Annotated in this window: 5 protein-coding genes; 3 read left to right on the forward strand and 2 right to left on the reverse strand. The window is 43.2% G+C overall.

The features are described 5' to 3' along the window. Window positions 1-19 precede the first annotated feature (19 nt). On the forward strand, window positions 20-955 hold the full coding sequence (gene fmt, locus H6F42_RS05540) for a methionyl-tRNA formyltransferase (RefSeq protein ID WP_190398364.1): 936 nt from the start codon (window positions 20-22) through the stop codon (window positions 953-955). A gap of 31 nt (window positions 956-986) precedes the next feature. Here the strand turns inward: fmt and H6F42_RS22275 are convergent, their stop codons facing one another. Together H6F42_RS22275 and hflX are read right to left on the reverse strand one after the other, a co-directional pair. Next, window positions 987-1850, reverse strand: a complete 864-nt coding sequence (locus tag H6F42_RS22275) for a tetratricopeptide repeat protein (RefSeq protein ID WP_190398365.1) — start codon at window positions 1848-1850, stop codon at window positions 987-989. A gap of 32 nt (window positions 1851-1882) precedes the next feature. Then, a complete protein-coding gene (gene hflX / locus H6F42_RS05550) occupies window positions 1883-3553 on the reverse strand; it encodes a GTPase HflX (RefSeq protein ID WP_190398372.1) in 1671 nt (556 codons plus the stop codon). Between the two features lie 105 nt (window positions 3554-3658). Here hflX and H6F42_RS05555 point away from each other — a divergent pair, with 105 nt between their 5' ends. Together H6F42_RS05555 and H6F42_RS05560 are read left to right on the forward strand one after the other, a co-directional pair. Then, complete coding sequence (locus H6F42_RS05555; RefSeq protein WP_190398366.1) at window positions 3659-4423, forward strand: sirohydrochlorin chelatase; 765 nt, start codon at window positions 3659-3661, stop codon at window positions 4421-4423. A 222-nt stretch (window positions 4424-4645) separates the two neighbouring features. After that, the gene (locus tag H6F42_RS05560; RefSeq protein ID WP_190398367.1) at window positions 4646-7183 is read left to right on the forward strand and encodes an EAL domain-containing protein; all 2538 of its coding nucleotides are present in this window, start codon (window positions 4646-4648) and stop codon (window positions 7181-7183) included. The last annotated feature ends 172 nt before the right edge of the window (window positions 7184-7355 follow it).

The raw sequence follows: 7355 nt of genomic DNA on the forward strand, positions 1-7355 counted from the left end.
TTACTATGGCTCAATAATTATGCGTGTTGTATTTTTTGGAACTCCTGATTTTGCAGTTCCCACCTTAGAGAAGCTTTTATCGGAACCAGATTTTGAAGTGGTAGGTGTGGTTTCCCAACCAGATACTAGGCGTGGTCGGGGTAATCAAGTTACGCCGCCGCCTGTCAAAGCTGCGGCGATCGCCCAAAATCCTGATCTGCAAATCTGGCAACCCGATCGCCTCAAAAAAGATAAACAGGTACTTGAGGAACTAGCGGCGATTAATGCCGATGTATTTGTGGTAGTTGCCTATGGGCAGATTCTCTCACAAAAGATTTTGAAGATGCCTAAGTATGGCTGTATCAATGTGCATGGCTCATTGCTGCCAAAATATCGTGGTGCTGCGCCGATCCAATGGGCGATCGCTAATGGGGAAAGCATTACTGGAATTACGACCATGCAAATGGATGCAGGTATTGATACAGGCGCGATGTTACTCAAATCTGCGTTAGAAATTCTGCCTGAAGACAATACAGATACTTTAAGTACGAAATTAGCGAATTTAGGTGCAGATTTATTAATTGATACTTTGCGGCGCTTAGATACGATCAAGCCTGAACCTCAAGATGATGCTTTGTCCTGCTATTCACCAATGATTGGGCGCGAGGATTGGGAACTAGATTGGAATCAAGAGGCGATCGCTTTGCATAATCGCATTCGTGCCTTCTATCCCAATTGCTACATAGATTTTCGTGGACAGAGGTTAAAGGTTACCAAGTCAGAAGTTATGGAAGCTGAGGATAATTTAGAGAATATTGGCAAGGTTGCCGAGATTCGGAAGGGTAAAGGCTTTGGATTGCAAACTGGTAAAGGTTTATTACTAATAAAAGAAGTGCAACCTGCGGGTAAAAAACTGCAATCGGGTTGGGATTTTGTAAATGGAGCAAGAATTGCGATCGGTGAATCTATTTCATAAGAAAAAAGCGGCTCAAGGAGCCGCTTTTTTCTTATGGTTTTTTGGGAGTTTCAGGGTTACTGCTAGGAGGCTGGGCGGGATTTGTGAAAGGTTGTTTTTGAGGAGAGAGAGAGGCGAGACGCTTTACTTCGTCCTTAAATTCGGCGGGAGCCAGTTCTAAACCCTTATCAAAGAGTTTTTTCGCATCATCATCCTTACCCTGTACTTGTCTCAGTTGCGCCTTGCCAACGTAGGGACGAAAATCCTTAACATTTTCCTTGATCATTTGATCGTAAGTGGCGATCGCATCGTCTAGGCGATTTTGTTGGCGATAGACTTCACCAAGAATCCAGCGTACTGAACCTGTATCAACGGTATTAGCTTGGATTTTATTCGCAGTTTCCGCAGTCTTGAGGGTATCTTGCAAAATACCGATCGCCGCTTCAGGACGCTTATCGGTTAATTCGATGCTTACTACACTTTGCAAAGCTGGAATAAATCCGGGCTTAGTAGTCAAAATTTTCCGATATTCGGCTAGAGCATTTTTAGGATCTTTAAGTTCCACATAGGTTCTGGCTAAAGTCATCCGATATTCGGGCTGATCAGGAAAAGCATCAGCAAGGGTTTGCAATGGCTCAATGGTTTCTTTAGTTTTTCCTAATTGATTTCTGAGGTTAACTAGTCCAATGAGTGCAGTTTGATTTTTAGGATCACTCTTCAGCACTGCCTCAAATCCTTCAATCTGGATTTTAATCCGTTCTTGCTCAGCATTTTGATTAGCATTAACGGCTTCTTGCGGTTTGGTGGGGGCAAATATGCCGCCGATCAATGGTGCGATCGAGATGCCCAGAAATGAGAGCGTAACTACTATGAGGACACCGTTAATAATCCATTGCCTTGCTGTACGTTGTGTCACAATTTTCACCCTAAATTCAAATACATCATAGTCTACAGCTTACCGATCGCATACTCAATTTGCTTGAGCAAGGCTTTGCTCATCTGCTCAAAGCCTTGGCGTTTGAGAGCAGAGATAGCGATCGCTTCGGGGTATTTCTCCAAAATGGCTTGGGGATCAGTTACGGCATCAATTTTATTGAAGACTAATAAAATGGGTCCCACAGCGATCGGCATATCCTTGAGAATTTTTTCGACTGCTTTTAATTGATCCTCCCAAGCGGAATGGGAAGCATCAACGAGATGGACTAACACATCGGCTTCCGACACCTCCTCAAGAGTGGCGCGGAAAGCATCTACCAGCGAATCGGGAAGCTCATGGATAAAGCCAACGGTATCGGTTAATAGCACCGTATGCATTTGAGACTGATCATCCGCAAGACTAAGGCGGCGCGTAGTTGGGTCAAGGGTGGCAAATAGCTTGTCCGCCGCATAGACATCGGCTTTAGTCAGGGCATTGAGCAAGGTGGATTTCCCTGCATTGGTGTAGCCCACGATCGCTACAGTGGGAACTTCCTGATCGACTCGTTTTTGGCGAATGCGCGATCGCTGCTCCTGAAGGCGATTAACCTGTTGCTGGAGGAAGGTAATCCGCTTTTGAATCACACGGCGATCGGTTTCTAACTTGGTTTCACCTGGTCCCCGTGTGCCGATCCCACCACCAAGCCTTGAAAGAGCTTGACCATGTCCCGCTAGCCTTGGCAGGCGATATTCAAGCTGGGCTAGCTCGACTTGGAGCTTACCTTCGGAGGACTGGGCGCGTTGGGCAAAAATATCGAGAATAACCTCGGTGCGATCGCTCACTCGCAAACCGATCATCCGTTCGATATTACGTGTTTGGGAAGCCGTAAGCTCTCGATCAAATACCACCAGATTTGCGCCCTTAGTTTGGGCGGCGATCGCCAGTTCTAAGACCTTGCCTTCACCTAAAACGGTCTGTGGATGCGGACGCTCGCGCTTTTGCCAGAGAGCATCTAACACCTTGCCGCCAGCACTTTCCACCAACTGCCCCAGCTCAATCATCGTAAAGGGCATCGAGTCGGACTTTTCCTTTTGCGCCATTAGCCCGACTAGCACCACCCGATCTTGATTATCATCGGTGCTACGTCCTGCAAAATTACGGCTAAATTCTTCTTCTAGCCCCTCAACTAATTCCAGAAAATCTTGCTTCGAGAGGGTATCCAAGGTCATCGGACTAGATACCCGCCAAGCATCTTGCTGTTCGGGCAACTCAGTTTCAGTGGCAGGTAATAGATGAGCTAAATAGCCGCGTTCGGTATAGCCCCTCTCATTAACGGGCAGAATTACCAAGGCATCAAGCCTTTGCATCAGCATCGCCGTTAAATCCGTGGGATTTGGGGGCAATGCGTCAGGGCTAGCGCAAATACAACGAATCCCACTCAGGCGATCGCTACCATAGCGAGGCAATTCTAGGGGCGGTATTTTAGTTTGATTGGGTGTACCGATCGCCACCCTAATTACCTGTCCGCGTCGATTGAGGTAAATGCAAACAGAGTCCTTTAGCTCAGCGCTAACAACTGCAAGGCGTTGAGCCAGTTCGGGAGTAGTAAGGCTATCTTGAGGCAGACGCGATCTATAGAGTCGCTCTAATTGTTTTAATTGATGAGCCTTGAGTCCTTGGGTTTTTCCGTAAATAGTTTCGATATGCGTTACTCGTTATAATTGTGATAATCGAACTTTTGAGCTTTAGTTTTGCCTATGGCACAACTAAAATTGCTAGATTGATCACAATTATAACGAGTAGAGACTATGAACGCCGCAGCGCTTTTTTTTGTAACTCATGGCAGTAGCGATCGCCGTTCTTGGTCAACCTTGCAAACCTTAGTCAATGTAGCTCGCAGCCAAAGCTCTAGCCCCCATGTTAAAAATAGTCCTCTAATTAGTGGTGGATGCTTGGAAGGCTTGGAGCTAAGCCTTGCTCAACAATTGGAACAATTTGCAATAGAAGTGAGTACTTATGGTTGCAAAGAAGTGATCATCTTGCCATTATTTTTGTTGGCAGGTGTCCACGTTAGTGAAGATATTCCCCATGAAGTCGCGATCGCTCAAAGTAAGTTACAGTTCGCCTTAAGCCAAGACTCCAATAAATCTTTAGAACCAATCACTTTTCAGATTACTCCTCACTTAGGCACACATCCCCAAATTCCCAGTTTACTAAGCCAGCATTTTGCTAAATATGCGAATGAATCTAGTTCGGAAACTCAAGGACAAATCTTAATGGCGCATGGAAGTCGGCGCACAGGCGCTAACCAAGTAGTTGAAGACTTAGCTCAACAAAGTCAAGCGATCGCCGCTTATTGGGGAGTTGAGCCAAAAATAGAAACTCAAATCGAAAACCTAATTGTCCAAAACATCTATAAAATCAATGTCTTACCATATTTTTTAACCTCAGGAGGAATTACCGAAGCGATCGCGAATAAACTTAGTGTCTATAGCGATCGGGCTAAAATCCAACTGTTACCTGTTCCCCTATCTAATGAAGAGATTATCAATTTATCTTTAACTTTTATCTAAAGTGAGAAATAGTGAATCCCAAATCAACTCGTGACTGCGCCAAAGTGGGATGATCCCATCCCCACTCTCTTTAGGGTTTTATGTATTTATATCTATATGCTATAAAGTTTAAGGCTAAATTGTTAAGCACTTCTTTGCAGTTTTTAAGTCAACAAATAAGCATCTAGATAACTGCGATTTGGGAAAAGCTAAAATATTAGTGATACCGATTAGGTGAAAAATTTGGCTGAAAGATATAAACATCTTAATCCCATATATCAAGAGGTTCTCAAGCAGGAGCGTCTCAAGAATTTAATGCGTATTGCTAAATGCATTGAAAATAGCACTGTCGGCATTTTTGAAACTACTTTAGATGATCAAGTTCGCCAAACCAGCTTATCTTTTTGTGAATTATTAGGATATAGCAAGTCCCAGATCAGCCAACTCAAATATGTGCAAATCTGCCATCCTGAAGACCTACCTGCTTACTACTTTCTTAAAGAAAGATTGCTGTCAGGCGATATTGATCACTGTTATTTAAATGTTCGCTACCTTCGAGAAGATGGACAAATAGTTCAAGTTTTGCAAAGTACAGATCTAAGTGTCGAGGATAATCAAGAACCTTACTTTGTCAATAGATTTGAGGATATAACGGATTGGGAACAAAATGCTAAAAATCAGAGAGAAGCAGAAAATCGTACTCGATATCTCTTTGAGAATAATCCTAATCCAATGTGGATTTACGATCTGGAGACTTTATACTTCTTAGCAGTTAATCAAGCTGCAATTAGTCATTATGGATACAGTGAAGCAGAGTTCTTATCCATGACCTTACAAGATATACGACCTTCCGAAGATGTCCCGAGACTTTTGGAAGCCCTATCTAAAATATCCACAGGATTGACTAAACCTGAAATATGGCGACATTGCAAGAAAGATGGCAATTTGATTTTAGTCGAAGTTTCGGCTCATACCCTCCTTTATAACAACCGTAAATGCGAACTTATTTTAATTAATGATGTTACCCAAAAAATGAAAGCTGAGGAGGCTCTCAAGTTAGCGGAGGCTAAATATCGGAGTATTTTTGAGAATGCTGTAGAAGGAATCTTCCAGACTTCAGTAGAGGGAAGGTTTTTGATTGCCAATTCGATGCTTGCCAAAATTTATGGATATGATTCCCCTGATGATTTGATTAATAATCTTACGGATATTAGCAATCAGCTATATGTCGATCCGCAACGCCGCACAGAATTAATTCAATTTTTAATGGATAAAGAAGAAGTTAAGCAGTTTGAGGCGAAGATCTACCGCAAAGATGGGTCGATAATTTGGACTGCGGAAAATGCCCATGTTGTCTATGATATTACAGGCAATATTCTCTTTTTTGAGGGAACCGTTGAGGATATTACCGCTAGCAAACGCGCTCAAGCCGAAATTGAACATTTAGCTTTCCACGATTCTCTCACTAATTTGCCTAATCGAGTTTTATTTCGTGATCGCCTCTCGATGGCGTTAGAAAAGGCGACCGAACAGCTCGATCAGCATCTGGAAGAGTATCAAGATAATGACATAAGGCTAGTTCCACCTTTGTTAGCGGTGCTGTTTCTGGATCTCGATCGCTTTAAATTAGTCAATGATACGATGGGTCATGCCGCAGGCGATCGCCTCTTAATTGAAGTAGCGAAAAGGCTAGGGGAATGTATGTTTGAAAGTACGTTCTTAGCGAGAATGGGTGGAGACGAATTTATGATTTTTGTACCTGAGTTGCAGAGTGTGGAGTCCATCCAGCAATTTGCTCAATTAATTTTGCAATCCTTTGAATCGCCATTTTTCGTAGAGGAAATGGCGCTTTATATTGGTACAAGCATTGGGGTTAGTCTGTTTCCGAGTGATGGTACTGATGAAGAGACTTTGATGAAAAATGCCGATACAGCAATGTTTCGGGCAAAGGAACGGGGCAGAAATCATTACCAATTGTATAATCATGCGATCGGCGCAAAGGTGATGGAATATGTGGCGATCGAGAATGGAATTCGGCAAGCTCTCGATCGCTCAGAGTTTCAAGTTTTTTATCAACCGCAGATCAATTTATTAAGCGGGGAAATCGATTGTATGGAAGCCCTAGCCCGTTGGTTGCATCCAGAATTGGGATGGGTTCCTCCTAATCAATTCATACCTGCTGCTGAGGAACATGGCTTAATTGTGAGATTGGGAGAATGGGTACTCCAAACAGCTTGCCAGCAGAATAGTGAGTGGCAAAAAATGGGATTACCACCGATTAGAATGGCAGTTAATTTTTCGGCTCAACAGTTTCAAGTACCGACCCTTTGCGATCGCATTATGCAAATTCTCTTTGAGACCAATTTAGATCCGCAATATTTGGAATTAGAAATTACCGAGAGCTTAGTGATGCAGGATCAAAATACTACAATCAAAATGCTCAGGCAGTTGCAATCGTTGGGTATGCGCGTATCCATTGATGATTTTGGTACAGGCTATTCTTCACTGAGTTATTTGCGTTTATTGCCTGTGAGTAAAGTTAAAATTGATGCTAGCTTTATTCGTGAAACCCCGCAAAATGCTGATGATTCAGCAATTACATCGGCAATTATTGCAATGGCGCACAATCTCAACTTGATGGCGATCGCTGAAGGTGTGGAGCGAAGAGAGCAATTAGAGTTTTTGCGATCGCATAATTGTGATGCGGTGCAGGGTTATCTCTTTAGTCGTCCCGTTCCCGCTCACGAAGCAACTTTGCTATTACAAGCTCAGCTTGGCTAAAACCAGAGTTTGTGTACCCCGCTACGCGGAGTACACAAACTCTGGTTTTAGTTATTTAACTGATGTTACGTGGAAGGAATAGCCAGTTTTTGGAGTTGAGAGAAACTAGCCCTAATAGCATTGAAGTAGAGTTTAGACTTGAGAGCAAAGTGATTGAGTTTAGTTTTGATCC

It is taken from the genome of Pseudanabaena sp. FACHB-1998, assembly GCF_014696355.1.
GTDB lineage: Bacteria > Cyanobacteriota > Cyanobacteriia > Pseudanabaenales > Pseudanabaenaceae > Pseudanabaena.

Coding starts and splice junctions, on each gene's coding strand:
- fmt (WP_190398364.1), top strand. CDS start 20: ATGCGTGTTGTATTTTTTGGAACTCCTGATTTTGCAGTTCCCACCTTA.
- H6F42_RS05555 (WP_190398366.1), top strand. CDS start 3,659: ATGAACGCCGCAGCGCTTTTTTTTGTAACTCATGGCAGTAGCGATCGC.